The sequence below is a fragment of the Paraburkholderia piptadeniae genome, assembly GCF_900007165.1.
Classification (GTDB): domain Bacteria; phylum Pseudomonadota; class Gammaproteobacteria; order Burkholderiales; family Burkholderiaceae; genus Paraburkholderia; species Paraburkholderia piptadeniae.
In genome coordinates this window covers 1-595 of record NZ_CYGY02000135.1, presented here as the reverse complement: position 1 = coordinate 595, position 595 = coordinate 1, and the positions used below count along the sequence as shown (strand labels likewise).

Sequence of the window (595 nt, the reverse complement as noted above, 5' to 3'; positions counted from 1 at the left end):
GCTCGAGCATTTGCGACGCACGCGCGCCGCGATGCGTCGTTCGCGCCATTACACACAGAAGACTGGCGATCACGGCCGAATTCGCGATACCGTCTCGATCAGCGAACGCCCCGCTACAGTTGAAGACCGCGCCGTACCGGGTCACTGGGAAAGTGATTTGCTTTGCGGAAGTGCAGGCAGTCAGATCGCAACGCTTGTCGAGCGCCAGACACGCTACGTGATGCTGGTGAAGATCGCCAGCAAGGATAGCGAAGTGGTCGCCAACGCTCTCATCAGGCACGCCTGCAAATTACCGCAGGAACTCTATAAGTCGCTGACCTGGGATCGCGGTACAGAGATGGCCGACCACAAGCGCTTCTCGGTTGCTACCGACATCAAGGTCTATTTCTGCGATGCCCAGAATCCCTGGCAGCGCGGGTCGAACGAGAATACCAACGGGCTATTGAGACAATATTTTCCTAAAGGCACCGACCTATCGGTGTATTCACAAGCCAGGCTCAATGCCGTGGCCAGGCGGTTGAATGAACGTCCGAGGAAAACCCTGAACTACGAAACGCCAGCCGAGCGATTCCAGCAAACTATTGCATCGACCGGT

Annotated in this window: 1 protein-coding gene; it reads left to right on the top strand. The window is 56.8% G+C overall.

Annotation, left to right across the window (positions count from 1 at the left end):
• Positions 1–595 (top strand): IS30 family transposase (locus tag BN2476_RS42590; protein ID WP_143811214.1); only part of this gene is annotated, 595 nt, incomplete at both ends.